This is a genomic window from Arthrobacter sp. zg-Y919, from assembly GCF_030142045.1.
Classification (GTDB): Bacteria; Actinomycetota; Actinomycetes; order Actinomycetales; family Micrococcaceae; genus Arthrobacter_B.
Window position 1 is genome coordinate 728,162 of sequence record NZ_CP126242.1, and the last position, 26,390, is coordinate 754,551.

Consider the following 26,390-nt stretch of genomic DNA (forward strand, 5'->3'; position numbering starts at 1 on the left):
CGCCGTCGTCGTTTAACCCGCTACTTCTCCCACGGAGCCACGATGGGGAAGTACTTTTCGAGGAACTCCGTCACGCGTGCGGTCCGCTCCTCGGCGGGGACTTCCGGGAAGCTCCCGTCGTTGAGGCAGAACATGTCCACGTGCCGCTTGGCGAGCAGCCTGTCCATCACCTTCAGGCCCGCGTAGCTGGTGGTGTCGACATACCGGACCTTCGCCGTCTCCTGCGTGACCGCCCGGCCGGTGAGCAGCGCATAGTAGTGATAGAGCGAATTGGTGACGGAAATGTTGTCCTTGGCCCGGAATGTGCTGGCCGCAGTGGCGGCGAACTCCTCGGGAAAAGCCTCCTCCATTTCCAGCAGGACGCTGCGGCGCAGGGGAGCGGCCGAGTGTTCCAGATGGCGGGTGGTGACCCTGCCGAAACGTTCCCAGAGCAGGCGCCGGTTCACCCGGGCCGCGTTCTCGAAGCCGCTGCGCTCGGGATCGTTCGCGCCGAGGCCGATCCGGGTGTTGGCCTCAATGAACTTCGTAATCCCACCGGGGGAGAAGAACATGTCCGGGGCAACCGGCCGGCCGAAGAACATGTCGTCATTGGAGTACAGGAAGTGCTCCGCGAGTCCCGGTATGTGCTGAAGCTGGGCTTCGACGGCCTGGGAATTGTGGGTGGGCAGCACCCCCGGGTCCTTGAAGTGCTCCGCCGCCGGAACGAAGGTGACGGACGGGTGGTCAGCCAGCCAGTCCGGCCGCGGGGAATCCGAGGCAATGAAGATCCGGCGGATCCAGGGTGCGAACATATGCACCGACCGGAGCGCGTATTTCAGTTCGTTGATCTGCCGGAACCGGGCTTCGTGGTCATCCCCTTCACCCACAACGGCGCCCTGCATCCGGGCGGCGCGCGCGGCCTGGAACGCGGGGGAACTGCCGTCCACCCAGGAGAAGACCAGATCGATGTCGAACCGGATATCCGTGGCGTGGTCGGCGAACATGTTCTCGATGGTCGGCCAGACCAGGCCGTGCTTTTCCACCGTGCCGCGGACCACCTCGGAGGCGGGGAGCGTGCGGCGGGTCAGGGAGTTTTCCACCGGAAGGGTGATGTTCTCGCCGTCCAGGTCCCAGAGTTCAATCTGCACACCGGCTGCACCCGAGATCAGCAGATTGGTACCGGTGAAGGCCCTCGGCCGGTACACCCGGATGATGCGGGCCTTGTCGCTGGCGGAGAGGCTGCCGTCGGCAATCAGCAGGGTGCGGCTCTTTTTGGTATCCACGGTGCGGGCGTAGAAGGGCTCGTCGCGGCAGGCCTCGACCAGTGCCTTCGTCAACTGCTTTCGCATCCGCAGGTCGACGGCGATGACCGGACGCTGGTCGTTGCCGCGCACCAGCAGGTACGTGATGCCGGCGTCGTCGAGCACCCGGCGGATAAACAGCAGGTCCGCCACCATCGCCTCGTGCGGTGTGAGCCCGGTGTCCATAAGCGCCAGGCGGCCCTTGACGAAGGCGACGTTCGGGCGTCGCTCCACCCGGTGGAGCACGGCAGGCGAAGCGGGCTGGAGGGACTCCGGTGCGATATCCGGTTCCGGCGCTCCGAAGTAGACATCGTGTTCGGCGGCTGTATCGGTAATGGGAACCTCCTATGACGGTTCGGCGCCCGCAATGCAGGCGCTGGTTGAGTGCTGCGCTGCACGGGAGCTGCTTGCCGGTCATCCGGCGGGGTCCTTCGGGAAGCGCCCGAGAGGTCCGGGCGCTATGTGCTCAACTGTAGGCCGCCAGTAGCATTGATTTCGGACACGGACATTCCGGGAGTCGATGTGGGATACCGTAACACCGCCCGAAGCAGCACCGCCCGAAAAGCCATCACGCGTAACAGTTTTGCCCCTCAAAGCGCCCTGATCGCGGCAGCATTGCTCCTCACCAGTATCTCATCCTGTGCTGCGCCGCCCCAGTCCGGGCCGACGTCGTCGGACTCTGCCGATGCATGGTCCAGTTACACGACGGCGGACGGCAGCCTGCGCTTTGACTACCCGTCGGACTGGGAGGTCGTCGAGCTGCCGTCCCGGGCCAACGATCCGTTGGGCGGCGTCTCCCTGCAGGTGGTCGACGGCGGCCGGGTGCTGGCCCAGCTGGATACGGGTATCATCACCGACCTGAGCTGCACCGCGCCCGCGGAACCCGCCTCCTACGAGGAGTACGAGAGTGTCCCGATGCCGGGACTGGAGTCGAAGCAGGGGACCGATCAGCGTTTTGTGTACCGTTCCCTGGCGCCGTCCGGCCCCTGGGGGGCCCAGGCAACCTACGCGGTGGTGAGCGGAGAGCCCCAGGCGGTGCAGTGCGGGTTGTTCGATTTCTTTACCTTGACCGAGTCCAGCGGCGGCCGGTTCGCGGGGGAGTACGGGAATGCTGCCGGAACTGCGGACGGGCCGGAAGCTGTGGAGGACTATCTTGACGGCGCCGAGCAGTACCGGGAGACGCAGGAATACCAGGATCTGAAGGAGATGCTGACGTCACTGCGCAACGCCCGGTAGCGGCCGGGGTTCCGGGGTCCTTCAACAAACCCATAAGTAGCTTGCTGTTATTGAGCACTCTGGCGGCATGTGGATAAGTGGGTAGGCCCTGCGGCGGGCTGATTATCATGGCCTGATCGAGTGCTTTATCCTGTCTCGCAGCCGACCCACCTCCTGGGGGTTTTCGAATGTTCAGAAGTACTGCGCTCCGTTGTACCGTGCGGTTGAGATTTGTGGCTGCGGCAGTTGTGGTTCCGATGCTGTTCCTGACGGCGTGCACCGACGCATCGGGGGATTCGGGGGATGGTGACACGCCGTCGACCCAGGCTTCCACACCGACGCCGACACCAAGTCCGACGCCAAGCGCCACGTACAAGCCTGCGTCGGCCGAGGGGCCGGCGGAGAATGTTCCGCTGCCGGTGATGCCGGAGGAGGCGAAGGTCCAGTCGAAGGAGGGCCTGGAGGCGTTCGCTAAGTATTGGTACGACCTGATCAACTACGGTTTTGAAACCGGAGATGCGGAGCCTATCCGGGCGATCAGCGGCTCGGACTGCGCCGTGTGCAAGAACTTCTACCAGATGCTTGGATCTGGTTACAAAGATCAGGACTGGATCCGCGGGGGACATGTCGAGGTGCGGGGAGTGCATTCGGACTACGTGCTGACCCCTGAAGGACGCTATCAGGTGCTGATACAGAACGTTCAAGAGCCGTTGGATTACTTTGGACCCGGTGTCCTTTACGGCACGCGTGGTGGTTACTCGGTGCCGGTAGTACAGATGATCGAAGCACGGTACAACCCAAGCGGCTGGTACGCCGAGAGCGTCGTAACCATCAAAGGCTGAGAAGATGATCATGATCCGTCGGCGAAGATTTACTCTTGTCGCATTATGCTCGGTGGGTCTCGTGTTCGCGTCTGGTGGCGCTGCCCGGGCAGTTGTTGAAGACGTAGTGTTCGAGGAGGATTCAGTAACGTCTGGAGCAAGGTTTCAACAGGACCCAACCTCGGGTGTTTGGACAACGATGCCGGTGGGCATGCCTAACGACCCGAGTGGCTACCGTTTCGAACTTGTCTGCTTTGACGATACGACTGGGTACCTTGACTGTCTGGCGGGGAACGAGGACGCGTGCACGGCAGGCGAAGACGGCCGGCTGGTTTATTGGTTTTCCGGCCTGAGGAACACTGATCCGGCTACGTGGATGAGGGTCAGCGATACCCCGTCCTGCATCTATTCCGAAGAACCCCTGGACGTCGGTGAGCAGATTCAGCAGCAAATCCTCACTGCCTTCCAGGAACGGCCGATAGCCGCAGGGAAACTGGTTCTGCAGCCCAGCCCGCACACCCTGGTCGGGATGGAAACCAACGCCTACGTCGAAGCCGCGGAGCAGGTTTTCGAGATGGTCCTGCTGGACCAGACAGTGCGGATTGTTGCCACACCCACCGAATTCGAACTGAACTACGGCGACGGCACCGTTTACGGCCCCACCAATGTGCCGGGCGCGCCGCTGTCCCAGGACCGGTGGGGAGAGCAGACCAGGACGAGCCATAAATATGCCGCCAGCGGCGATTACCAGGTGGGGGCCACTGTTCATTTCTCCGGAACCTACTCGGTGAACGGCGGGCCGATGATTCCCATCGACGGCCGCGCCGCCGTGTCCTCCGAACCGCAGACCCTGCGCGTGTGGCGGGCCGAAACCCGCAGCGTCGCGGATAACTGCCTGGTTAACCCGAACGGCGTGGGTTGCTAGGTCCCCATAAAAGGTCCTGCTGCGGGGCAGGACCGATGACAGTTGCTACACGGAAGTAGGCCGCGGCACCGCAAAGAGCGTCCGGGGGTCCTGCAGCACGGCTGGATACGCGAACGCAGAGCGGGGAATTTCTCCGGTCAGCTTCACTGGCCGCACGGCCGTATCGTTCGCGAGCTCCACCGGACCGGCACGGCCCAACAGCAGTGTGTTCCTGTCTGCAGGAGAAAGGACAGCCACCGGATCACCGTCGTCCATATCCTCCAACAGCCGCACCAGCTGCCGGCCCTTCTTGCCGGTGATCGGAGCCCCCTTCACGGAAAGCATCGGCAGGACAATCGCGGCAGCATCGCCGTCGGGCACGGCACGGGCCACCCACAGCGCCTCGCTGGGATCCGGATCCACCGGATCGGGAACGTCGGCAGGGGAGGGCCAGACATACGGCAGCCCGCCGTCGGTATCCGGAAACAACGGACCGTAGACCTCGGGGGACTTCGTGATCAGGTTGGACCGGTGGCTGCGGTGCAGCTCCTCGTCGCCGATCCAGGCCGGAAGGACGACGTCGGCCGCCGCAGCATCCGGCGCGAACTCCAGGATCTGTTCCCGGACGGTATCGGCATGTCCGCGGGCAATCCACTCGTCCGTCATGGCCAGCCCGTATGCGGTGAGCGCCGGCACGAAGCCCTTCCACATCAGCAGGGCGGGGTGGCGCTGCCAACCGTAGTCGGGAACCACCAGTCCGCGCAGCAGCTGCAGTGTCTCCACCCGCTGCTTGCCCAGCCGCGCCTGGTCCAAGACGGCGGCGCTGCGGGTGAAACTCGGATAGGGAAGGAAGGTCTGCACGGGCCTAGTCTGTCACTGCGGTCCGGTGCCAAGCCGCCGGACCATGATCAGGTCCCGGAAGGTATGCCCGCCCACCTGGAAGGATCGGCGTCCGGAGGTCTGAAACCCCGATTTGCGGTAAAAGGACTGCGCCCGGACATTGCGGTTGTTTACGCCCAGCCACAGGGACCGGGCGCCTCCGGATTCCGCCGCTTCCGCAGCCGCCTCAATCAACTGCCCCGCCAGCCCGCTTCCGTGCACGTCCGGATGCAGATAGAACTTGCTCAGTTCGGCCGAGGGACGCCCCGGATCCAGCGCGTCGAGCACCTCCGGGTCTGACGGCGGTGTCAGCACCAGCAGGCAGTACCCCAGGAGCCTGCCGTCCTGCCGGGCCACCAGCACCTGGCAGGACTCGTCAGCGAGGAAACCGGTGAACCGTGCGGCGGAAAGATTCGCCGCAACAAACGCTGCACTGTCTTCCGGAGTTACTTCCGGCGGGCAGGCCAGCGGAAAGGTGAGGGCAGCCAATTCGGCGAGCCCGGGCACATCTTCAGGTGTTGCGGAGGAGATGGAAGCTTGCACCCTTCCAGCATAGGCACGCGCGGGTGCGTGACCCCGTCCGGCTGCGAGACCAGCCGCGAGACCGGACGGAGTCCAGCAGGAACTCAGTAGCGTGCGTACAGCTCGCCGACGTTCAGGGCGGCCGCTACGGTGTTGTCCGGCCCCGGCAGCGGGCAGGCCCAGGCCTCGTCGTAGGCACAGGACGGGTTGTAGAGGAAGTTGAAGTCCAGCACCAGGCTGCCGGGCAGCTCACCGGCACCCAGGTTGGCGCCCTTGATGGTGTCCAGCAGGTAGCGCCCGCCGCCGTAGCTGCCGCCGTCTTTGCCGGAGGTGGCGTCCCGGACGGGAATGAAAATCCCGCCGCCGTAGGTGTCGAGATGCCACACCGCCAGGCTGCCTACACCGTCAACGGCAACGGTGCCAAGCCGGGTGAACGGAACCACGCCGTCCGTCCCGGTGGCAACTTCCATCGTCTGCCCGGCGCCGGCGTCGTCAATCACGGCCTCGAACCGGAACGCGGGATCGTAGCGGGCGGTCTGCAGCCCGCGGAAGCGGCGCCGCACGTCCTCGGGAAGGGGCGACGCCGGGTGGGTGCCGAAGAGACGGTCCCGCCCGGTGGCCCACAGGGCATGGGCGTGCGACGGCGAGATGCCCTCGGCAGCGCGCCTGGCCTGCTCATAAAGGGCGAACATGTTACGGCGCCAATCGGCGGTGGCAAGGGCTGTGACGGAAGATACCATTCTTCCAGCGTAGTGTGTTCGGGTGACTACCGGACTCCTCATCGTGGTGCTAGGCGCCGTCTTTATCGGTGCCATCGCCCAGCGCATCGCCGGCCTGGGGTTCGCGCTCCTGATTTCCCCGTTCCTCGTGATCATCCTCGGCTCCCACGGGGGAGTGCTGATGGTGAACATCTGCGGACTGGTCTCCTCGCTGCTCATCATGAGCCGCGTGTGGCGGGACGTGGACTGGTCCATGTACCGCTGGCTGGCCATTCCCGCAGTCATTGCCAGCGTGCCGGCCTCCGCTGCCGCGGTATATCTGCCGGCAGCGCCGCTGGCCGTGACCGTGGGCGCCGTCGTCCTCGTAGCCCTGAGCATCTCCCTGCTGCTGCAGCGCACCTCCCTGGTGCTGACCGGAAACGTCTCCAAAGCCGTGGCTGGATTCGCCTCCGGAATCACGAACGCGCTGGCCGGCGTCGGCGGTCCCGCCGTGAGCGTGTACGCGCTGTTGTCCCGGTGGCCGCAGCGGTCGTTCGCCGCCACCCTGCAGCCGTTCTTTGTCACCATCGCCATCGTCACCCTGACCTCCAAGCTGCTGCTGGACCCGGGACAGGTGCCGCCGTTCCAGCCGTGGGCATGGGCGCTGATCGGACTCATGATTGTGGGCGGCATCTACACAGGTGAAAAACTGCAGCGTTTCATCCGTGATGACCAGGCCCGGCTCGCCGTGATTGTCATTGCGTTCATCGGTGCCGCCGCCGCCCTCACCAAGGGCCTGATCGACCTCTAGGAACAACCGGCCGTTATCCGACTCACGCCGGCACCTCAGCGGGCTGCACCAAGCCGGATGGCACGATAGAAGCGATGAAAATTTTATTGCGGCCGAAGAAGCCGGGCGTGCCACCCATGCCGCTCTGGCTGCAGGGAACGTTCGAACTGGGCCAGGCCGCGCTGCTATCAGCGCTGCTGGTACTCCTGCCGCTGGCAGGCGTGTGGCTTACCCACGGATTCACCGATCTGGCCTTCCCCTCCGTGGCCCGGCTCGGCGGACAGGCCTGGCTGCTGATCCACGGTGTGCCGCTGTCCCTGAGCTTCCCCGCTGGCGAACTGGGTTCGGATCCGGCCTCCGGGCTGCTCTCCTTCTTCCCGCTGGGGCTGACGCTGGTTCCGTTCTTCCTGTCCTGGCGGGCAGGCCGCCGGCTGGCGCGTGCCTGCTACACCGACCAGCTGTGGCAGGCGCTGCTGGGCGCTCTGGGAACGTATGCGCTTCTCGGCGCCGCAGCCGCGTACTTCAGCAGCACCGACGGCGTACGGATATCCCTGACAGCCGGAGCCCTGGTTCCCCTGATCGCCGCCGGTGCGGGGGTCATCGTGGGCGCCCGGATTGAAGCCGGTTCGTGGGTGCGGCTTATCGGCATGGACCTGACGGATTGGATTGCCCGCACCAGCCAGCATTCCCGCTGGGCTGGCTCCTATTTGTGGGCCGCACTGCGGGCCGGAGCGGTGGGCATACTCGCCGCACTCGGCCTCTCCGCCGTGCTCCTGGTGGCAGCGCTGGCGATGAACTGGGCCGCGATCGCGTCGGTTTACGAACGGCTCGACGCCGGTGTGGTGGGCGGGGTGGTGCTCACCGTGGTGGAACTGGGACTGATGCCCAACTTCGTGGTCTGGACCCTCGGCTGGGCGTCGGGTGCCGGCTTCTCCCTCGGAACCGGCAGCATGATCAGCCCGCTGGAAACCACGGTAGGTCCATTGCCCGCGCTCCCGGTCCTGGCCGCCCTGCCGGTGGGGAACATGGAATACGCATACGTGGCGCTGCTGATCCCGGTACTGGCCGGCATCCTCGCCGGCTGGTGGTTCCTCCGGGAAGGGGAAAACCACTTCGACGAGTGGCTCTCCATCAAGATCCGCGCCCGTTGGTTTACCGCCCCGGTGTCGACGCTGGCGCTCGGGCTGATCGTGGGCCTGGTCTCCGGACTGCTCGCCGCCGGCGCGGCATGGCTGGCCCTTGGATCGCTGGGCATCGGACGCTTTGTGGGCCTCGGCCCGGATCCGCTCTGCCTGGGACTGTGGGTCGCGGCTGAAGTGGCGGTCGGCGTCGTCATCGGTTACGCCGTGGGCCCGTGGCTCGAGCGTGAACCGAAGCTGGAGGCTTAGCGGATCTGCTGGAAGGGCAGGTATTCGGCCTCGCAGGCATCCACGCCGTCAAGGGTGAGGGCGGAGCGCATGCAGGTCTCGTAGGCCGCAGTCTCATCCCAGAGCAGGACCATGCCGGCCAGCCCCAGGGTGGTGAGGGCCGCGACCAGCAGGCCGACGGAGACGAGAATCGGCATGGCCGGGCCCATCCGGCGCCGCGCCAGCTTGACCAGGGCAATGACGCCGACCACCAGGGCGGCAACACCCAGCGCGAGCGGGAACAGCTTCCACGGCAGCACCAGGTTGCTGCTCAGCAGCATGGCCGCGACCAGCAGCCAGAACACGCGCACGTACTGCACGGCGCTGCGCTTCTGCTCGGGTCCGGCGTGGCTGCTGCCGGGCGCGGGCGGGGTGGAGGTCTGGTTCTGCGTGCCGTCATTCATGGGTTTAACCCTAGGCGACGCCGCCGCCTATGGTTGACGCATGCGCATCGTTGTCCTTGTGTCCGGCACCGGCTCCAACCTTCAGGCAGTGCTGGACGCCGTCCGGGAGGGAAGGCTCGACGTCGAGGTTGCGGCCGTGGGCTCGGACCGCCCCGGCACCTACGGGGTCCAGCGCGCCGCCGACGCCGGCTACCCGACTTTTGTGGTTCCCTTCCGGGAATATCCGGTCCGGGCGGACTGGAACCGGGCGCTCACCGAGAAGGTGGCCTCCTACGACCCGGACCTTGTGCTCTCCTCCGGCTTTATGCGGATTGTGGACGAGCATTTCATCAACAGGTTCGAGGGGCGGTACCTGAACACTCACCCGGCCCTGCTGCCGTCTTTCCCTGGCGCGCACGGGGTACGTGATGCGCTTGCCTACGGTGTGAAGGTCACCGGCTGCACGGTGCATTGGGCCGACGCCGGCGTCGACACCGGTCCGATCCTGGCCCAGGCCGCCGTCGAAGTGCTCGACGGCGACACCGAGGAAACGCTGCACGAACGGATTAAGGTACAGGAACGGCGGCTTCTCATCGAAACCCTGGACCGGATCAGCCGCGAGGGCCTGCCGTCCCTGTAACCACCGGCTAGTCCAGCGCCGCTCCCTTGGTTTCCGGAGCGAACCGGGCCATCCACAGCACGGCCAGCAGGACCAGGATCCCGGCCAGGGCGAAGGACATCGGCAGGCCGAGGTAAGGCCAAAGCACCGACACGAAGATCAGCGGACCGAAACCGGCACCGATCCGGGAAATGGTGGACGCCCAGCCGAAGCCGCTGCCGCGCAGATGGGTGGGGTAGAGCTCCGACACATAGGCGTAGAGCACCGGGATGGCCACCTGCACCACAAACCCGTACACCAGCAGCCAGATCGTCGCCGCCGTGGGAACATCCACCACCAGTGCCACCACCACGAGGATGGCGGCCGAGAGCGGGCCGGTGACCGCAAGGATCCACTTCCGGCCGACCTTCTCCACCAGCAGCGCGGCGGCAACCACACCCAGCAGGCCGACGGCGGCCATCCCCGAGGTGGTCAGGAAGGCGCGGTATTCGGCGAACCCGGCGTCGACGAGGATTTTCGGCATCCACTGCAGGGCCAGGTAGTAGACCAGCAGGATGGTCAGGAACAGGGACCAGGCCGCAATGGTGGTTTTGGTGCTGAACCGCCAGAGGTCCGCGAGCTGGGTGCCCATCGTGCCCAGGGACAGCTTCTCGGGGGCCTGCGGTTCGGGGAGGGTCCATTCGGTCTGGGTTCCGCCGGTGCGACGCACCAGATCATCAATTACCGCGGTGGCTTCCTCCGTACGGCCCTTCCTGACGAGGTAGAGCGGAGATTCAGGGACCGAGCGCCGCACCCAGAAGACCAGGAAAGCAGGGATCACCATAACCAGCATGGTGTAGCGCCAATCGGCAAAGGTGGCCATGATGACCGCGGAGGTGACACCGCACAGTGCGGCGCCCACGGGCCACCACCCGTCCATTCCAGTCAGCACGCGCCCGCGCTGCTTCTTGGGCGTGAACTCACCCACCAGGGCGTAGTCCACCGGCACGCAGCCGCCCAGACCAAAGCCCGCCATGAAGCGGAAAACGCAGAACCAGACAATGTCCGGGGAAAAGGCGCCGAGCACCGTAAAAATCGAGAACACCAGCAGGGTCGCGGAAAAGGCCCGCTTCCGGCCGATCGCGTCCGCAATGGAACCCCAGACAAAGGCACCGATCGCCATGCCCAAGAGGTTGGCCGTTCCGATCCACGCCGCCTGTGCGGGAGCCAGATCCCATTCCTTTGACAGGAGCGGAATCAGGATGCCGTTCAGCGTGACGTCCCAGGCATCGAACATAAAACCGAGGCCGCCGATGAGGAAGATTTTGCCCTGGACTCTCCACCGCCACGGCAGATTTTGGACCACCTGGTCTCCGGTGGGCAGGGCATTGGTGACGGACATCGGCATGGTGCCTTTCGGAAGGGAGGTGCGTGGGTTCGGCAAAACAATACATGCACCCGGGGGAGACCTGTGGATAACGCGGTAGCGGCTTTCGGTGTCTCCCAAAATGGTGCCGTGGCTGAACATCCACCGGGCAGACCCGGCCCCCGCCGCAACGTGCTGCCCGGCCCTGTCTTCACTCTCGACGAGGCCCGTGCCCTTGGCATCACCGCCCCACGCCTTCGTCGGAAGGAATTCGACGCCGCGGGGTACGGTCTGCGTGCACAGCGGGGCCGGGAGTGTTCCCTGCCGGACCGCGTCCGGCCGCTGGCGCCGGACCCGGGGCCCACGGTGGCGAGCCACACTACGGCAGCCGTCCTCTGGGGCATGTGGTTGCCGCGCCACCTCGAGGCAGGACCGCTGCACCTCACTCGCCCGCTCCGGTACGGCCAGCCACGCCGACGCGGCATTGTGGGCCACAACGCCGCCCTGCAGCAGCGGGACGTGCTTCAGAACGCGCCAGCGACTGCTGAGAAGATCCGCAGTACGCTTTTGGGCCGTGGATGGCGTCCCGGATACCCGTCCTGAGAATCGAGTCAGCACAATTTACCGATTTCCCGGGCGGAAACCGGTAAATCGTGCTGACTCGATTTCGGGAACGGTAAATTGTGCAGAGTCGATTGCTGGCCCTGGCCCCGCCCAAGACAGGTTGTTACATCCGCCCCGGCACCCCGCCAAAAATGAGGGCATAAACTTCTCGCAGGGCCCCACGGCCTGCGCGCACCGATCATCGACCACTTGGAGTGTCAGTTGTGAGCAATCCCGTCCCCGACCGTGTTCCCATCCGCCGGGCGCTGATCTCGGTGTACAACAAGACCGGCCTGACGGAGCTGGCGCGGGGCCTCGCTGCGGCCGGCGTCAGCATCGTGTCCACCGGCTCCACCGCGAAACAGATTGCGGCCGCCGGCATCGCCGTCACCGAGGTTTCGGAAGTCACCGGTTTCGCCGAATGCCTGGACGGACGGGTCAAGACGCTGCACCCGCGGGTCCATGCCGGAATCCTGGCCGACCGACGCCGGGAAGACCACGTGGCCCAGCTGGAGGAGATGGGCATCGAACCCTTCGACCTCGTGGTGGTAAACCTCTACCCCTTCGTGGAGACCGTCCGCTCGGGTGCGGACCAGGACGAAGTCGTGGAACAAATCGATATCGGCGGACCGTCCATGGTCCGTGCCGCCGCGAAGAACCACCCTTCGGTGGCCGTGGTGGTGGATCCGGGCAAGTACTCCGACGTTGTCACTGCCGCAGCCGAGGGCGGGTTCGATCTTACGGAACGACGCCGGCTGGCCGCCGAAGCGTTCGCCCACACCGCCGCCTATGACACGGCCGTCGCCACCTGGACGGCAGAGCAGTTCGGGGACGGAACGGAGGCAGCCAGCACCTGGCCTGCCTACACCGGCCTGGCCCTGGAACGCGCCGAGGTGCTGCGCTACGGCGAAAACCCGCACCAGGATGCTGCGCTCTATGTCGACAAGGCTGCCCGGCCCGGAGTCGCCCAGGCCGACCAGCTGCACGGCAAGGCCATGTCCTATAACAACTACGTGGACGCCGATGCCGCACTGCGGGCCGCCTTCGATTTCACCGAACCGGCAGTCGCCGTCGTCAAGCACGCCAACCCGTGCGGCATAGCGGTTGCCTCCACCGACGCCGCGGACCCGATCGCCGACGCACATGCCAAGGCCCACGCCTGCGACCCGGTTTCGGCCTTCGGCGGGGTGATCGCCGCCAACCGCACCGTGACGGCGGGCATGGCGCAGACCGTGAAGGACATTTTCACGGAAGTGGTGATTGCACCGGACTTCGAGCCGGAAGCCGTGGACATCCTGTCGGCCAAGAAGAACATCCGCCTGCTGGCGCTGCCGGACGGCTATGGACGCAGCGACACCGAATTCCGCCAGGTCTCGGGCGGCGTCCTGCTCCAGAAGGCAGACCGGCTGCAGGCCGAAGGCGATGACCCGGCACACTGGACCCTTGCCGCGGGCGAAGCAGCGGACGAAGCCACGCTGGCGGACCTCGCCTTTGCCTGGTCCGCCGTGCGCGCCGCCAAGTCCAACGCCATCCTGCTGGCCAAGAACGGCGCCGCCGTGGGTGTGGGAATGGGACAGGTGAACCGGGTGGATTCCTGCCGGCTGGCCGTCGAACGCGCCAATACCCTGGCCGGGGCCGGCGAAGACCGCGCCCGCGGCTCCGTGGCCGCATCCGATGCGTTCTTCCCCTTCGCCGACGGACTGCAGATCCTCGCCGACGCCGGCGTCCGCGCCGTCGTGCAGCCCGGCGGGTCCATCCGGGACAACGAAGTGATTGAAGCGGCAGCCGCCGCCGGCATCACCATGTACTTCACCGGAGCGCGGCACTTCTTCCACTGACGCAGAACCCGTCGTGGACGGCGGGAACAGAGGGACGGTACGGGTAATCCGCCGTCCCTCTGTTTAGGGTGCGGATAGTGGGCTGTGGCATAGTTGGACTCAAATAAAAGCCAAAAAGACGGGTTCCGTCATGCCACAAGACATGCTCCGGTGCCCACCAACACACAAGGAGACCGTGTGGCTGAGAAAATTAAGGTTGTGGGCTCTGTAGTAGAGCTCGACGGCGACGAGATGACCCGCATCATCTGGCAGTTCATCAAGGATCGCCTGATCAACCCGTACCTGGACGTCGACCTGAAGTACTACGACCTCTCCATCCAGAACCGCGACGCAACTGATGACCAGGTCACCATTGATGCCGCCAACGCCATCAAGGAACACGGCGTCGGCGTCAAGTGCGCCACCATCACCCCCGACGAAGCACGCGTCGAGGAATTCGGCCTGAAGAAGATGTGGGTCTCCCCGAACGGAACCATCCGCAACATCCTCGGCGGTGTGGTCTTCCGCGAACCGATCATCATCTCCAACATCCCGCGCCTGGTCCCGGGCTGGAACAAGCCGATCATCATCGGCCGCCACGCCCACGGCGACCAGTACAAGGCCACCAACTTCAAAGTTCCCGGTGCCGGTACCCTGACGCTGACCTACACGCCTGCCGACGGCAGCGAAGAAATCAAGCAGCAGGTTGTTACGTACAACGAAGATGGCGGCGTCGCCATGGGTATGTACAACTTCAACGATTCCATCAAGGACTTCGCCCGCGCTTCCTTCGCCTATGGCCTGCAGCGCAACTACCCGGTGTACCTCTCCACCAAGAACACGATCCTGAAGGCCTACGACGGCCAGTTCAAGGACCTGTTCCAGGAAGTCTTCGACGCCGAGTTCAAGGACCAGTTCGAAGCAGCCGGCCTCACCTACGAGCACCGCCTGATCGACGACATGGTTGCCTCCGCGATGAAGTGGGAAGGCGGCTACGTCTGGGCCTGCAAGAACTACGATGGCGACGTCCAGTCCGACACCGTGGCACAGGGCTTCGGCTCGCTGGGCCTGATGACCTCCGTGCTGATGACCCCGGACGGCAAGACCGTCGAGGCCGAAGCCGCACACGGTACGGTCACCCGCCACTACCGCCAGCACCAGCAGGGCAAGCCCACCTCCACGAACCCGATCGCTTCGATCTTCGCGTGGACCCGTGGCCTGATGCACCGCGGCAAGCTGGACAACACCCCCGAGGTCATCCGCTTCGCCGAGACCCTTGAAGACGTAGTCATCAAGACGGTCGAATCCGGCAAGATGACCAAGGACCTGGCACTGCTGGTCGGACCGGACCAGCCGTACCTGACCACCGAAGATTTCCTCGCCGCACTGGACGAGAACCTCAAGGCCCGACTGGGCTCCGAGGTTGCCGCCTAAGCGGTAGTTTCTTCACCACGACGACGGCGCGCTGTCCCTTCCGGGGCGGCGCGCCGTCGTCGTTTCCCCGGGGGTGTAGTCCGCGGTGTTAAGCGGGGGCGTAACAAATAGCGCCGTTGCGGTGCCGGTGCCACGATGTGGGGATGTCGAACTCCGTCACAGCGCAGCCCTCCGCGAAGAACGCGGAAGCCCGCAGCGCCCGCATAGCGGTCACCGTGTTCCCACTGATGATTGTTGCCGGGGGAGCGGTGGCACTGTTCTTCCCGCAGTCCTTCACCGGCCTGTCCGCCTTTATCAACCCGGGACTGATGCTCATTATGTTCGGGATGGGGTTGACCCTGACCCTGCCGGACTTCGCGCTGGTGGTCCGGCAGCCGCTGCCCGTTCTGCTGGGCGTGGTGGCGCAGTATGTGATCATGCCGCTGCTGGGCTTCGGGATCGCCTGGGCGCTCCAGCTCAGCCCCGAACTGGCCGCCGGCGTGATCCTGGTCGGCTGCGCACCGGGCGGCACGGCGTCGAACGTCGTGACGTACCTGGCCCGGGGCAACGTGGCCCTGTCCGTCGCCATGACGTCTGTCTCCACGCTGCTGGCACCCCTGCTGACCCCGATGCTCGCGCTGTGGCTTGCCGGGCGGTACATGGCGGTCGACGCCGGTTCCATGGCCTTGTCGATCGTTCAAATCGTGCTGATTCCGGTTGTGCTTGGTCTGGTGATCCGGTACCTCGTGCCGCGGCTGGTGGACCGGGTCCTTCCCGTCCTGCCGTGGATCTCGGTTGTGGCGATTACGTTCGTGGTGATTGCAGTCGTCTCCGGAAGTGCCGAAGCCATCTTCACGGCCGGCTGGCTGATTCTGCTGGCTGTGGTGCTGCACAACGGACTGGGACTGGGCCTGGGGTACGGTGCCGCAAAACTCTTCCGCCAGCCGATTCCCTCCCGGCGGACCATGGCCATCGAGGTCGGTATGCAGAACTCAGGACTGGCGGCGGGACTGGCCAAGCAGTACTTCGCTCCCGAGGCGGCCCTGCCGGCAGCGGTGTTCTCGGTCTGGCACAACGTCTCCGGGGCGCTGATGGCCGCCATCTGGCAGCGGCGGCCCTCGGCCTGACCGGCCCGCCGGGAATCCCGGCGGACATGCTGCAGGCCCCGGGCACGCCGCAGGCCCCGGGACATTCCGTCCCGGGGCCTGCAGGTGTTTCGCCTGGCATCAGCTAGACAGTGGCGTCAGCTGAATACCGCCGTCAGCTAGATGCCGGCGCCGTGGTCGCCCGAGGACGCCGGCCCGCTGGAACCACCCGAGCCGGATGACGCGGAACCGCTGCTGCCGGATGAACCGGATCCCGATGAACCGGAGCCGCTGCCGCCGGAGGAGGACACCGAGGCCGGCTCAGAAGACGACTGGCCGGAAATGGTGCTGCTGTCCTTGTAGGTGGCGGACACTTCGATCTTGCGCGGCTTGGAGCGTTCGCTCACCGGGATGAACACGCTCAGCACGCCGTTCTCGTACTTGGCGGAAATGGAATCAATATCGATGCCCTGCCCAAGGTTCAGCTGACGCAGGAAGCTGCCGCTCTCCCGTTCCCGGGTCAGCCACGTCACGCCTTCGGTGGTGTGGATGGTCCGCTCGGCCCGGATAGTGAGCAGCTGTCCGTCCACGTCCACATCCACCGACCCGGGGTCGATTCCCGGAAGGTCCGCGTTGAGGATGTAGTGGTCGCCTTCGCGGAACAGGTCGATCGGCATCAGCCGCAGCCGCTGCCTCGGATCAAGGAGCGCACCTGCCATCCGGTCCAGCTCACGGAATGGATCAAACTTCATCGCCATGGTCATCAACTCCTGTTGCACCGGTCCCCACCGGGGTACCGGAGGTTGGAATACCGCTGTGGAAAAGGGTCGATAAAGGTTGAGTCAGCCGAACTCAACGATGCAAAAAACGCTAGCACTCGCCGGTTTTGACTGCTAGATCACAGTCCGAATCCGCTGCCTGGCTGCCCCACTTTCTTCGGCGGCGTTTTCGTCGCCGGGCGGCTTCCTCCTGCAGAATCAGCTTCCTTCGTCAGACGATCGGCCAGGAATGCACCGCCGCATTGCTGTGCATGTTCTCCCAATACAGCCGGGAGAGCTCGGTCAGGGCCGCAGGGCGGCTAAGACCCGACTCCTCGAGCCTGTGCAGCGTAGCGATCTGCCACGCCGCACCGTTCTGCTCGGTGCGGGCACGCTCGGTCACCACATCCAGGTAGCGGTCGATCAGCGACGAATCCACCTTCAGTTCCCTCAGCCCCTCCGCAGCCTGCGGAATCAGGTGGCGCACAAGGAGCTCCGCCACCGGAATCTCACCGGTCCCCGGCCAGTACACGGTTGCTTCCAGTCCGTACCGGGCGCAGTTCAGGAAGTTATCCGACGCCGTCTTGAAAGCCATGCGGCTCCAGAGCGGCCGGTCCGCGGTGCGGAGGTACTCGACCAGTCCGTAGTAGAACGCCGCGTTGGCCACCACGTCCAGGACGGAAGGGCCAGCCGGCAGAACCCGGTTTTCCAGGCGTAGGTTGGGTGCTCCGGAGCCGGGGTCGTAGATAGGGCGGTTCCAGCGGTAGACCGTGCCGTTGTGGAGGCGCAGTTCGGGCAGCAGTGGAGCACCGGCCGGGGTCGCTTCCGAGCCGTTGCCCGAGAGCTCCGGCAGGAGGGCAGGGAAAAAGCGCACGTTCTCTTCGAAGAGATCGAAGATCGAGGTAATCCACCGTTCGCCGAACCAGACCCGCGGGCGTACTCCCTGGTTCCGCATCTCCGGCGGCCGGGTATCGATGGCCTGCTTGAAGAGTTCTATCCGAGTTTCGTGCCAGAGCAGATGCTCCATGAAGACAGGCGAATTTGCGGCCAGGGCAACCTGTGGCCCGGCGATCATCTGCGCCGCGTTCCAGGCCGGTGCAAACTGCTCCGGAGAGACCTCCAGATGCAGCTGGACCGAGGTGCAGGCGGCCTCGGGGGCGATGTTCTGGGCGTAGAAGGACAGCGGCTCCGGGCCGGATAGGTCCACCAGGACGTCTTCCCCGCGGGCCTGGAGGACCGAGGTGTTCAGGGCGGCATAGCGCTGCCCGCTGCTGAGCCATGCCCAGCCGTCCATGAAATCCGGAGTCAGCGTGGGGAGGATTCCCACCATCATGATGTCTGCAGCTTCCTGCGCGGCCCGCTCGTCGGCCCGATTCAGCTGCAGCCGCAGGCTGTCCTCGAGCTCCTTCAACCCGAACTGGCCCACCGACATGGCGGGGTGGTTCATTTCGATGTTGAAGGCGCCGATTTCGGTCTGGAAGGCCGGATCGGCGATCCGCTCAAGGACAGCCTTATTGCGCAGGGCGGGGGAGAAGTCGCGGTTGGTCAGGTTCAGCTCGAGTTCCAGGCCAATGCTTGCGGTGTCCGCAAACTGGGCGGTGGAAAGGTAATGAGCGAAGTGGTCAAGGTTTTCCAGCAAACGCTGCCGGTAAGCCGTCCGCTGCGCCCGGCTGAAGGTCCTGCTCGTGACTTCCGCACCCATGGTCGGCTACTTCTTCTTCAAGCCCTTGAGGACGCGGGCCGGCCGCTGCATTTCACCATGCTGCGCGCCCATCACGATCACTGCACCGGAAAGGGCGGGGATGCTCCACTGCAGGACTTTCAGCTGGAGCTGCGCCGATTTCAGTTCCTTGGAGGCGTCCTCCCGGGGTTCCGTGGCCCCTTGGCTGCCCTCGTGGGAGAGCTTTCCAACCTTCCCGCCCAGGATCCCCGAATAGAGTGTGACCACAGCCGCGAGAACGGTAACCGCCGTTTTGTACGCCGTGAGGCGGCCGACGCCCTCCTGCTCGGAAACCCGGACCTTGTTGTCTCCGATGAGGGCGAGTCCTGACAGGAAGTGCAGGCCGATCGCCGCCGCCTGTACCGGGGCCCACTTCTTCCAGCCCAGTGCGGAAAGCCGCGCTCTCTCGGTGGGGTCCTTCGCTGCCGCTGCCGCACCGTTGAGTCCGACAGCGCCCATCAGGGAACCTCCGAACCAAGCTGCAGCCGTTAGGTCGTGGACAGAGCGTGTCAGTGCCGCCATGGTGATGCTCCTGTGGTTTGGAGACCAGCGCTGCATTCAGTACCGGATATCCGGCAGCGAACAGGGGTCGTCGGGTCTCATCTGATCGGTGCAAAAAGAAAACCACGCACAGAATCCAATAGCAAGGGCGCTTATAATTCTAACACGCTACACATTCGTAACTAAGTGTGCTTATTATCGATGCACGGAACATCCGATCTTGATCAGCAGTTGCAATGACGAAAGAGAGCGATGATGACAGAGAACTTCACCCCGCGTGACGGAAGCCATGCCGCATCCGGTGCCAGCAGCACCGGCGATTCGACGGCTTCGGCAAAGGCCGATGCCGCCAAGCAGCAGGCAGGCGATATCGCCCAGCAGGCCAAGGGCAACGCCGCTCAGGTAGCGGACACCGCCAAGACCGAAGCGGCCGGTGTTGCCTCTGAAGTGAAGGGCAACGCCAAGGAACTCTTTACGCAGGCCCGCTCCGACCTCACCGACCAGGCAGGTGCCCAGCAGCAGAAGGTCGCCGAAGGGCTGCGTTCGATGGCTGACGAGCTCCACTCCATGGCGCAGTCCGGCCAGTCCGGCGTGGCCGCCGACCTCGTTGGTCAAGCGGCCAGCCGCGCATCCTCCGCAGCCACCTGGCTCGACGGCCGCGATCCCGGATCCCTGCTGGACGAGGTCAAGGGCTTCGCCCGCCAGCGTCCCGTTGCCTTCCTTGCCATTGCAGCCGGTGCGGGCTTCCTTGCCGGCCGCCTGAACAAGGGCCTGAGCGCCGGCGTGCCGAGCCAGGGAACCAACTCGAAGGGCCAGCATGTGGGCCCGGCTGTACCGCCCGTTACGCCCGTGCCGGAGGCCCCCGCCGCGCAGCCCACCGTGGGTACCACCGACCCGTTCGGCACCGAGCCGGTGCGCCCCGCCGGCACCGGTCCTGCGTCTGCCCAGAATCTTCCCCCCACGCCCTCCACCGGTGTTCCGGCTGCTGATCCCTACAGCGGTGGTCGGCACTGATGAGTACCGAACTCCCTCCCACACCCGCGCAGGCTAAGGCAGAGTCCACTTCCCTGGGCGACCTGCTCGGCCAGGTAACGCAGGACATGTCCACGCTCATGCGTCAGGAAGTGGAGCTGGCGAAGGTCGAACTGAAGCAGTCCGCCACACGTGCGGGCAAGGGCGCCGGAATGTTCGGCGGAGCAGCAGTTGCCGGGTACTTCGTCCTCCTCTTCCTGTCAGTTGCCCTGTGGTACGCCCTGGGCACGACCGCGATCGGCTTCGGCTGGTCCGCAGTGATCGTCGCAGTCATCTGGGCCATCGTTGCAGCCGTCCTGGCCTCCCGTGGACGCAAGGAAATGAAGAAGATCAAGGGCATGCCGCAGACGTCCGAGACGCTGCAGGAGATCCCCCAGACCATGAAACCTAGCGAGGAAACACGATGAGTGAAAACCCTGATGAGATCCGCGCCGACATCGAAGCAACCCGCCGGCGCCTAGGCACCAATGTGGACGCGGTGGCGGACAAGGTAACTCCTTCCCACATCGTCCAGCGCCAGACGGACAAGATGAAGGACAAGGTATTCGGAGTGAAGGACAAGGTGATGGGTGTGGCCGATTCCATGGGTAACAGTGCCAGCAACACCGGCAGCAATATCAGCGGCGGCGTCTCCAACATGGGTGGCAGTGTCTCCGACGGCGTCTCCGCTGCCGGTTCGGCCGTCCAGGGCGCTCCCGCAAAGCTTGCCAACCAGGCCCAGGGTAACCCTGTGGCCGCGGGCCTGATCGCCTTCGGCGCGGGTCTGCTGGCAGCAACGTTGATCCCCACGAGCGACAAGGAACGCGTCGCTGCGGACAACATCAAGACCGCTGCGCAGCCGATGACTGACGAGCTGGCCGGGGCTGCCAAGGAAATGGCAGAGGGCCTAAAGGAGCCGGCGCAGGAAGCGGTCGAGAACATCAAGACCACCGCAGCCGACGCCGCGCAGACCGTAAAGTCGGAGGGCCAGGCCGCGGCTTCCGACGTGAAGGATTCCGCCTCTGACGCTCCGCAGAACGTCAAGAACGCGTAACCGGACTCTCCGGTGGACCCCGCGTCCACGGGATTAAACAACGGCATTACGCGACGGCGGTGCCGCACCCTTCCCGGGTGTGGCACCGCCGTCGTTTTTCTGCCGGGGTTCTTATGCCCACGGGCTTAGTTCCGTGCCAACGCCTCACCCTCAGCGCGGGACGCCGGCTTCGTCGTTGCTGTACAGCACACCCATTTGTGCCCGCACCGCATCGAACAGGCGCATGGTCCGCAGGGAATCCGCCCAGGTCATGGTGGGGCTTTCCACCAGGCCTTGCTGGATGCAGCGGGTCACCTCCCGCAGTTCATAGGCGTAGCCATTGCCGACCTGCGGGAATCTCTCTACCCGCGCCTCGCCCGTATGGGGGACGATGGTCAGTTCCACCGGGTTATGCAGGGGCGAACCGGTGCGGATCCAGCCCTTCGTGCCGGAAATGACGGCGGTACGCGGGCTGGAGGAGACCAGCGAAGAGGCGAGCTGGGCCAGCCCGCCGGAGGCATATCCCAGCGTCAAAGCGTTCTGCGCGTCCACACCGTCGGGGTTGATCCTGCCCACGGCATGGACGGTCTCGGGGTACCCGAGCGCGCCCAGGGCAAAGGTCAACGGATACACGGTCAGATCCAGCAGCGCTCCGCCGCCAGCCGCCGGGTCCCAGAGCCTGTTTGCCGGGTCATAGGGGGCCGGGAAGCCCAGATCGGCCTGGACCCAGTTGATATCTCCGAGCTCGCCGGAGGCAATCAGCTCCCAGATGTGGTTGATGCATGGCAGGAAGCGCGTCCAGACCGCCTCCATGAGGAACAGGTTGCGGGACCGGGCCAGTTCGATCAGTTCCTCCGCCTCACGGGCGTTGATGGTGAGGGACTTTTCGCACAAGACGTGCTTGCCGGCCTCCAGCGCACGGCGGGCAATCGCGTAATGCTGCGCGTGCGGGGAAGCGATGTACACAACGTCCACATCGGGATCCGCGAACAGGTGGTCGTAGCCGCGGAGCTCGTCGGAGTCCCAGTAGCTGGTGGCGAACCCGAAGCGGGAGGCGAATTCTTCGGCGGAGGCCTGCCGGCGGGAGCTCACAGCCTGCAGGACGGCGTCCTCGAGCCGGGCAATATCTTCGGTGACACGCTCGGCGATGTTTCCGGTGGCGACTACGCCCCAGCGCAGGGTCCGGCCCGTGGACTGTACGGGGCTGGGCGCTCCCGGCTGTACACAGGGCGGGGTGGGAATGTGTTGAACGGCAGTCATGGTCCTCGTCTTCCGCGTCGTTGCAGGGAGTACCCCTACTCTATGGTTGCCGCAGGCCGGAGCCTAGGGGGTTGCCCGGAGCTCTGCCGGGGCACTGTGCGCCAAGGGAACAGCCCGGGTCTCCGCTGAAGGGAAACCCGGGCCGTTCCGCCCGAAAGGGCTGGTATTGCGTACTTGCTGAGTTACTTGGTCAGCTCGGAGAGCGTGGGGTCGTTGGCGTAGGCCTCGGCAGCGTTGTCCTTCGTGACGATGACCGGCTCCAGCAGGTAGGCCGGAACAATCTTCGTGCCGTTGTCGTAGCTCTCGTCGTCGTTGATCTCCACGTCTTCACCGGCGGCCAGGTTCTTGACCATCTCGATGCTGTGGTTCACCAGGTTGCGGGTGTCCTTATTGATCGTGGAGTACTGCTTGCCTTCCATGATCAGCTTCACGGACTCAACCTCGGAGTCCTGGCCGGTGATTACCGGAAGCGGCTTGCCGGCGGCCTCGATGGAGGTCAGTGCGGCGCGGGCCAGGGTGTCGTTGGGGGAGAGCACGCCGTCCAGTTCAGCGGAGGAGTAGTTGCCCGAGAGCAGGGTGTCCATGCGCTTCTGGGCGTTTTCTGCCTTCCAGCCCTGGGTAACAACCTGCTCGAACTCGGTCTGCCCGGAAACTACGTTCAGGTTGCCCTTGTCGATCTCCGGCTGGAGCACGTCCATGGCGCCGTCGAAGAAGACCTGGGCGTTGGCATCATCCGGGGAACCGGCGAGCAGTTCGACGTTGTAGGGGCCCTCGGGCTTCTTTGCCTTCAGTCCGTCCAGCAGGGCCTGGCCCTGCAGCTGGCCGACCTTGAAGTTGTCGTAGGCCACGTAGTAGTCGACGTTTTCGGTGTTGGTCAGCAGGCGGTCGTAAGCGATGACGGTGATGCCGGCATCCTTGGCGTCCTGCAGCTGCGAGCCGAGCTGCTTGCCGTCGATTGCACCGACGATCAGGACCTTGACCCCGTTGGTGATCATGGAGCTGATCTGGTTCTGCTGCTCGGAAACGCCGCCGTTGGCGAACTGGACCTGGCCTTCGTAGCCGGCCTCCTTGAGCCCGTCATTGAAGAGGGTCTCGGCAAGCACCCAGTTCTCGGAGGTCTTCTGGGGCAGTGCGACGCCGATGGCCGAGCCTTCCTCGAAGCCCCCTTCGGAGCCGGAAGCGGCTTCCTCGGAGCGGCCGCAGGCGGACAGCGACAGTGCTGCGACCGTTGCGACAACGGCGAAGGACTTTGCGAATTTACGCATGATGTTCTCTTTCTTGATAGCGGTGAACTGAGTCGTACTGGTCAGTGGAACGGTCTAGGCGCCAGTGGAGATGACGGTCTTGGTGCCGGTGGGCATCTCGGGAGTGGCATCCACGACGGCGGGGCCGCCCTTGGGCTTGTTCCCGCCGAAGCCGCGCATAAGGAGGCCGGTGATGGAGGGCTTGCCCTGGGTCTTGTTGTAGACGTCCAGGGCCACGGCCAGGAGCAGGACGAGGCCCTTGATGATGGAGGTCAGGTCAGCGCCGACGCCGAGCAGCTGCAGGCCGTTGTTCAGCACGGCCATCACCAGGCCGCCGACGATGGAGCCGACTACGGTGCCGACCCCGCCGGAGACGGCGGCCCCGCCGATGAAGACCGCGGCAATCGCATCCAGTTCCCAGTTGGTGCCGTCAAACGGACCGGAGGCAGTGGAGCGGGCCACGAAGATCATGCCGGCCAGCGCGGCCAGGATGGACATGTTCATCATGACCATGAAGTTCACCTTCTTGCCCTGGACACCGGAGAGCTCGGCAGCGTGCCGGTTGCCGCCCACGGCGTAGACGTGGCGGCCGAAGATGGTCTTGTTCGAGACAAAGCCGTAGAAGAGGACCAGTACGCCGAGAATGATGCCCGAGACCGGGAAAGAGGTCCCCGGGCGGCCGGTGGCGAAGAGGTACGTGGCGTACAGGATGACGGCGCAAAGCAGGCCGATCTTGACCACGGGGACCCAGGTCGGTGCGTTGCCGGTGCCGAGCTTGGCGTTGCGGGCGCGCTTGCGCATTTCCCCGTAGACCACCGCCGCACACAGGATCAGGCCAAGCAGCAGGGTCAGGTTGTTGTACCCGGTGTCCGGGCCGATCTCCGGCAGGTAGCCGGCACCGATGAACTGGAATTCGCGGGGGACCGGCACGGTGTTGGACTTGCCGACCCACTGGTTGGCTCCGCGGAAGATCAGCATGCCGGCCAGCGTCACGATGAAGGCCGGGATGCCGATGTAGGCGACCCAGAAGCCCTGCCACGCGCCGATGGCCGCGCCGACCACCAGGCCGAGGAGGATGCCCATGTACCAGGGCAGGCCCCAGTCGCGCATGGCCATGGCGACAACGATGCCGGAAAAGGCCGCCACGGACCCGACCGAAAGGTCGATGTGGCCCGCGATGATCACGAAGACCATGCCCACGGCGAGGATCAGGATGTAGGAGTTGCCGTTGAACAGGTTGATCATGTTCGTGGGAGTCAGGGTTTTGCCGCCGGTGAGGACCTGGAACAGGCCCACCAGGATGGCCAGGGCGAAGATCATCCCGAATTGACGGCCGTTGCCGCCCAGGAGTTGTTTGATGGCGTTCATGAAAGGGTTCCTTGAGTGGCGTAGTCGGCGGGCTTCCGGGCGGGGGAGGTCATGAGCCTCATGAGGTTCTCCTGGGTGGCTTCCGCCTGGGAGACCTCGCCGGTGATGGCACCTTCGAAGATGGTGTAGATGCGGTCCGAGAGGCCCAGGAGCTCCGGGAGCTCCGAAGAGATCACGATGATTCCCTTGCCCTGGTTCGCGAGCTGCTGGATGATTCCGTAGATTTCGTATTTGGCACCCACATCGATGCCGCGGGTCGGCTCGTCCAGGATCAGCAGGTCCGGGTCGGTGAACATCCACTTCGCCAGGACAACCTTCTGCTGGTTGCCGCCCGAGAGTTTGGAGACGCCTTCGTCCACGGTGGGTGCCTTGGTGTGCAGGCTCCTGCGGTACTCCTCCGCATAGCGGAATTCGGCGTCGTCGTCGACGACCAGTCCGCGGGTGATCTTCTTTAGATCCGCCGAGACCGTGGTGGCCTTGATGTCATCCAGGAGGTTCAGCCCAAGGGTCTTGCGGTCCTCGGTCACGTAAGCCAGGCCGTGGCGAATCGCCGAGTGGACGGTCTTGAGCGTGATCTCCTTGCCGTCCTTGATGATCTGGCCGGAAATGTAGTTGCCGTAGGAGCGGCCGAAGATGGACCGGGCGAGTTCGGTGCGGCCGGCACCCATCAGGCCGGCGAATCCAACGATCTCTCCGCGGCGGACGTGGAAGTCGGAGCCCTTGGCGACCAGGCGGTCCGGAACTGTCGGATGACCCACGGTCCAGCCGCGGACCTCGAAGAATGTTTCACCGATCTGCGGGGTGTGGTCGGGGAACCGGGATTCCAGGGAGCGTCCAACCATGCCGCGGATAATGCGGTCTTCGTCGGCACCCTCGGCAGCGACGTCGATGGTTTCCACCGACCGGCCGTCGCGGATGATGGTGATCGAGTCCGCGATCTGCTCAATCTCATTGAGCTTGTGCGAGATCATGATGCAGGAGATGCCCTTGTCCCGCAGTCCGGACATCAGGCCCAGCAGGTGCTGGGAATCCGTCTCGTTGAGGGCGGCCGTGGGCTCGTCGAGGATCAGCAGCCGCACGCTCTTGTTCAGGGCCTTGGCGATCTCGACCAGCTGCTGCTTGCCGACGCCCAGGTCCTTGATGGGGGTGGTGGGGTCTTCCTTCAGTCCCACCCGTTCCATCAGGTCGAGGGTGTCGAAGTTGACCTTGTCCCAGTCGATGACGCCGAACCGGGTGGGTTCATTGCCCAGGAAAATATTCTCCGCAATGGAGAGCTCGGGGATGAGCGCGAGTTCCTGGTGGATGATGGCAATTCCGGCTGCCTCACTGGAGCGGATATCCCGGAACTGTACGGGCTCGCCCTGGAAAACAATCTCTCCGGTGTATGTGCCGTGGGGATAAACGCCGGAAAGGACCTTCATCAGGGTGGATTTACCGGCACCGTTTTCACCGCAGATAGCGTGGATTTCACCGGCACGGACGTTAAGTGAAACGTCTGCGAGGGCTTTGACTCCAGGGAATTCCTTGGTGATGGAGTGCATTTCAAGAATGAATGGACTACCCGACATGCGCATTGCCCCTGCCGTGGTGGCAGGGGGCGCGTCGCGCGCCTACTGCCGGAGCTGCTTCTGCTGCTCGCATGAGTGCCTCCGTGTGACCTCTTTGTCGTGATATGGCCCACAGGGTGGGCCGATAAGGAAGTTAACATGGTCACA

25 protein-coding genes and 1 pseudogene are annotated in these 26,390 nt (G+C 64.8%); 13 read left to right on the forward strand and 13 right to left on the reverse strand.

What is annotated here, in order from left to right; translation table 11 throughout:
- Positions 1-20: 20 nt before the first annotated feature.
- Positions 21-1,466, reverse strand: a complete 1,446-nt coding sequence (locus tag QNO10_RS03485) for a stealth family protein (protein WP_231707606.1) — start codon at positions 1,464-1,466, stop codon at positions 21-23.
- Positions 1,467-1,802: 336 nt separating this feature from the next.
- Here QNO10_RS03485 and QNO10_RS03490 point away from each other — a divergent pair, with 336 nt between their 5' ends.
- From QNO10_RS03490 to QNO10_RS03500, 3 genes are all read left to right on the forward strand, one after another.
- Positions 1,803-2,516, forward strand: a complete 714-nt coding sequence (locus QNO10_RS03490) for a hypothetical protein (RefSeq protein ID WP_229949501.1) — start codon at positions 1,803-1,805, stop codon at positions 2,514-2,516.
- Between the two features lie 212 nt (positions 2,517-2,728).
- Positions 2,729-3,337, forward strand: coding sequence for a DUF6318 family protein (locus QNO10_RS03495; RefSeq protein ID WP_229949504.1), 609 nt, complete (start codon positions 2,729-2,731; stop codon positions 3,335-3,337).
- A 190-nt stretch (positions 3,338-3,527) separates the two neighbouring features.
- Positions 3,528-4,241 carry a hypothetical protein gene (locus QNO10_RS03500; protein WP_229949506.1) on the forward strand — a complete coding sequence of 238 codons (714 nt, stop codon included), beginning with the start codon at positions 3,528-3,530 and terminating at the stop codon, positions 4,239-4,241.
- Between the two features lie 45 nt (positions 4,242-4,286).
- Here the strand turns inward: QNO10_RS03500 and QNO10_RS03505 are convergent, their stop codons facing one another.
- The 3 genes from QNO10_RS03505 to QNO10_RS03515 all read right to left on the reverse strand — a co-directional run bounded on the left by QNO10_RS03505 (position 4,287) and on the right by QNO10_RS03515 (position 6,361).
- Positions 4,287-5,081 carry an MSMEG_6728 family protein gene (locus QNO10_RS03505; RefSeq protein WP_229949508.1) on the reverse strand — a complete coding sequence of 265 codons (795 nt, stop codon included), beginning with the start codon at positions 5,079-5,081 and terminating at the stop codon, positions 4,287-4,289.
- Positions 5,082-5,093: 12 nt separating this feature from the next.
- Entirely contained in the window at positions 5,094-5,642 is a 549-nt protein-coding gene (locus tag QNO10_RS03510) for a GNAT family N-acetyltransferase (RefSeq protein WP_229949510.1), read from the reverse strand.
- Positions 5,643-5,725: 83 nt separating this feature from the next.
- The gene (locus tag QNO10_RS03515) at positions 5,726-6,361 is read right to left on the reverse strand and encodes a DUF1684 domain-containing protein (RefSeq protein WP_229949512.1); all 636 of its coding nucleotides are present in this window, start codon (positions 6,359-6,361) and stop codon (positions 5,726-5,728) included.
- A 22-nt stretch (positions 6,362-6,383) separates the two neighbouring features.
- Between QNO10_RS03515 and QNO10_RS03520 the strand changes: the two genes are divergently transcribed.
- Together QNO10_RS03520 and QNO10_RS03525 are read left to right on the forward strand one after the other, a co-directional pair.
- The gene (locus QNO10_RS03520) at positions 6,384-7,130 is read left to right on the forward strand and encodes a sulfite exporter TauE/SafE family protein (RefSeq protein ID WP_229949516.1); all 747 of its coding nucleotides are present in this window, start codon (positions 6,384-6,386) and stop codon (positions 7,128-7,130) included.
- Positions 7,131-7,246: 116 nt separating this feature from the next.
- On the forward strand, positions 7,247-8,497 hold the full coding sequence (locus QNO10_RS03525) for a cell division protein PerM (RefSeq protein ID WP_284162439.1): 1,251 nt from the start codon (positions 7,247-7,249) through the stop codon (positions 8,495-8,497).
- Here the strand turns inward: QNO10_RS03525 and QNO10_RS03530 are convergent.
- A complete protein-coding gene (locus tag QNO10_RS03530; protein WP_229949521.1) occupies positions 8,494-8,919 on the reverse strand; it encodes a hypothetical protein in 426 nt (141 codons plus the stop codon). The two genes, QNO10_RS03525 and QNO10_RS03530, sit on opposite strands and share 4 nt — an antisense overlap.
- A 40-nt stretch (positions 8,920-8,959) precedes the next feature.
- Between QNO10_RS03530 and purN the strand changes: the two genes are divergently transcribed.
- Positions 8,960-9,538: a phosphoribosylglycinamide formyltransferase gene (gene purN / locus QNO10_RS03535; protein WP_229949522.1), complete on the forward strand. Its 579-nt coding sequence runs from the start codon at positions 8,960-8,962 to the stop codon at positions 9,536-9,538.
- Between the two features lie 7 nt (positions 9,539-9,545).
- Here the strand turns inward: purN and QNO10_RS03540 are convergent, their stop codons facing one another.
- The gene (locus tag QNO10_RS03540; RefSeq protein WP_229949525.1) at positions 9,546-10,898 is read right to left on the reverse strand and encodes an MFS transporter; all 1,353 of its coding nucleotides are present in this window, start codon (positions 10,896-10,898) and stop codon (positions 9,546-9,548) included.
- Between the two features lie 114 nt (positions 10,899-11,012).
- On the opposite strand from QNO10_RS03540, the gene QNO10_RS03545 reads away from it, so the two are divergent.
- From QNO10_RS03545 to QNO10_RS03560, 4 genes are all read left to right on the forward strand, one after another.
- Positions 11,013-11,465, forward strand: a complete 453-nt coding sequence (locus QNO10_RS03545; RefSeq protein WP_229949527.1) for a hypothetical protein — start codon at positions 11,013-11,015, stop codon at positions 11,463-11,465.
- Positions 11,466-11,689: 224 nt separating this feature from the next.
- Positions 11,690-13,303, forward strand: coding sequence for a bifunctional phosphoribosylaminoimidazolecarboxamide formyltransferase/IMP cyclohydrolase (gene purH, locus QNO10_RS03550; RefSeq protein WP_229949528.1), 1,614 nt, complete (start codon positions 11,690-11,692; stop codon positions 13,301-13,303).
- Between the two features lie 177 nt (positions 13,304-13,480).
- Positions 13,481-14,716 (forward strand): NADP-dependent isocitrate dehydrogenase, encoded by a 1,236-nt coding sequence (locus QNO10_RS03555; RefSeq protein ID WP_283995890.1) that lies wholly within the window; start codon positions 13,481-13,483, stop codon positions 14,714-14,716.
- A gap of 143 nt (positions 14,717-14,859) precedes the next feature.
- On the forward strand, positions 14,860-15,822 hold the full coding sequence (locus tag QNO10_RS03560; protein ID WP_269437853.1) for a bile acid:sodium symporter family protein: 963 nt from the start codon (positions 14,860-14,862) through the stop codon (positions 15,820-15,822).
- Between the two features lie 323 nt (positions 15,823-16,145).
- On the opposite strand, the pseudogene QNO10_RS03565 reads toward QNO10_RS03560, so the two are convergent.
- From QNO10_RS03565 to QNO10_RS03575, 3 genes and pseudogenes are all read right to left on the reverse strand, one after another.
- A pseudogene (locus QNO10_RS03565) lies at positions 16,146-16,538 on the reverse strand (Hsp20/alpha crystallin family protein); the annotation flags it as partial.
- A gap of 232 nt (positions 16,539-16,770) precedes the next feature.
- Positions 16,771-18,240: a glutamate-cysteine ligase family protein gene (locus QNO10_RS03570; protein WP_229949531.1), complete on the reverse strand. Its 1,470-nt coding sequence runs from the start codon at positions 18,238-18,240 to the stop codon at positions 16,771-16,773.
- 6 nt (positions 18,241-18,246) lie between these two features.
- The gene (locus tag QNO10_RS03575) at positions 18,247-18,780 is read right to left on the reverse strand and encodes a hypothetical protein (RefSeq protein ID WP_229949533.1); all 534 of its coding nucleotides are present in this window, start codon (positions 18,778-18,780) and stop codon (positions 18,247-18,249) included.
- 234 nt (positions 18,781-19,014) lie between these two features.
- Here QNO10_RS03575 and QNO10_RS03580 point away from each other — a divergent pair, with 234 nt between their 5' ends.
- Genes QNO10_RS03580 through QNO10_RS03590 form a run of 3 tightly spaced genes read left to right on the forward strand, consistent with a single transcriptional unit; the run spans position 19,015 to position 20,824 of the window.
- Entirely contained in the window at positions 19,015-19,773 is a 759-nt protein-coding gene (locus QNO10_RS03580) for a hypothetical protein (protein WP_284162340.1), read from the forward strand.
- Positions 19,773-20,198, forward strand: a complete 426-nt coding sequence (locus QNO10_RS03585) for a phage holin family protein (RefSeq protein ID WP_229949539.1) — start codon at positions 19,773-19,775, stop codon at positions 20,196-20,198. Before QNO10_RS03580 ends, QNO10_RS03585 begins: the two co-directional genes overlap by 1 nt.
- Positions 20,195-20,824 (forward strand): DUF3618 domain-containing protein, encoded by a 630-nt coding sequence (locus QNO10_RS03590; protein WP_229949541.1) that lies wholly within the window; start codon positions 20,195-20,197, stop codon positions 20,822-20,824. The genes QNO10_RS03585 and QNO10_RS03590 overlap by 4 nt, the downstream gene beginning before the upstream one ends.
- Positions 20,825-20,974: 150 nt before the next feature.
- Here QNO10_RS03590 and QNO10_RS03595 read toward each other — a convergent pair whose 3' ends face one another.
- From QNO10_RS03595 to mmsA, 4 genes are all read right to left on the reverse strand, one after another.
- Complete coding sequence (locus QNO10_RS03595; RefSeq protein WP_229949544.1) at positions 20,975-22,063, reverse strand: Gfo/Idh/MocA family protein; 1,089 nt, start codon at positions 22,061-22,063, stop codon at positions 20,975-20,977.
- A 182-nt stretch (positions 22,064-22,245) separates the two neighbouring features.
- Positions 22,246-23,328, reverse strand: coding sequence for a substrate-binding domain-containing protein (locus QNO10_RS03600; RefSeq protein WP_229949545.1), 1,083 nt, complete (start codon positions 23,326-23,328; stop codon positions 22,246-22,248).
- A gap of 54 nt (positions 23,329-23,382) precedes the next feature.
- On the reverse strand, positions 23,383-24,675 hold the full coding sequence (gene mmsB, locus QNO10_RS03605) for a multiple monosaccharide ABC transporter permease (protein WP_229949547.1): 1,293 nt from the start codon (positions 24,673-24,675) through the stop codon (positions 23,383-23,385).
- Positions 24,672-26,249, reverse strand: a complete 1,578-nt coding sequence (mmsA, locus tag QNO10_RS03610) for a multiple monosaccharide ABC transporter ATP-binding protein (RefSeq protein WP_502864963.1) — start codon at positions 26,247-26,249, stop codon at positions 24,672-24,674. The genes mmsB and mmsA overlap by 4 nt, the downstream gene beginning before the upstream one ends.
- Between the last annotated feature and the right edge of the window lie 141 nt (positions 26,250-26,390).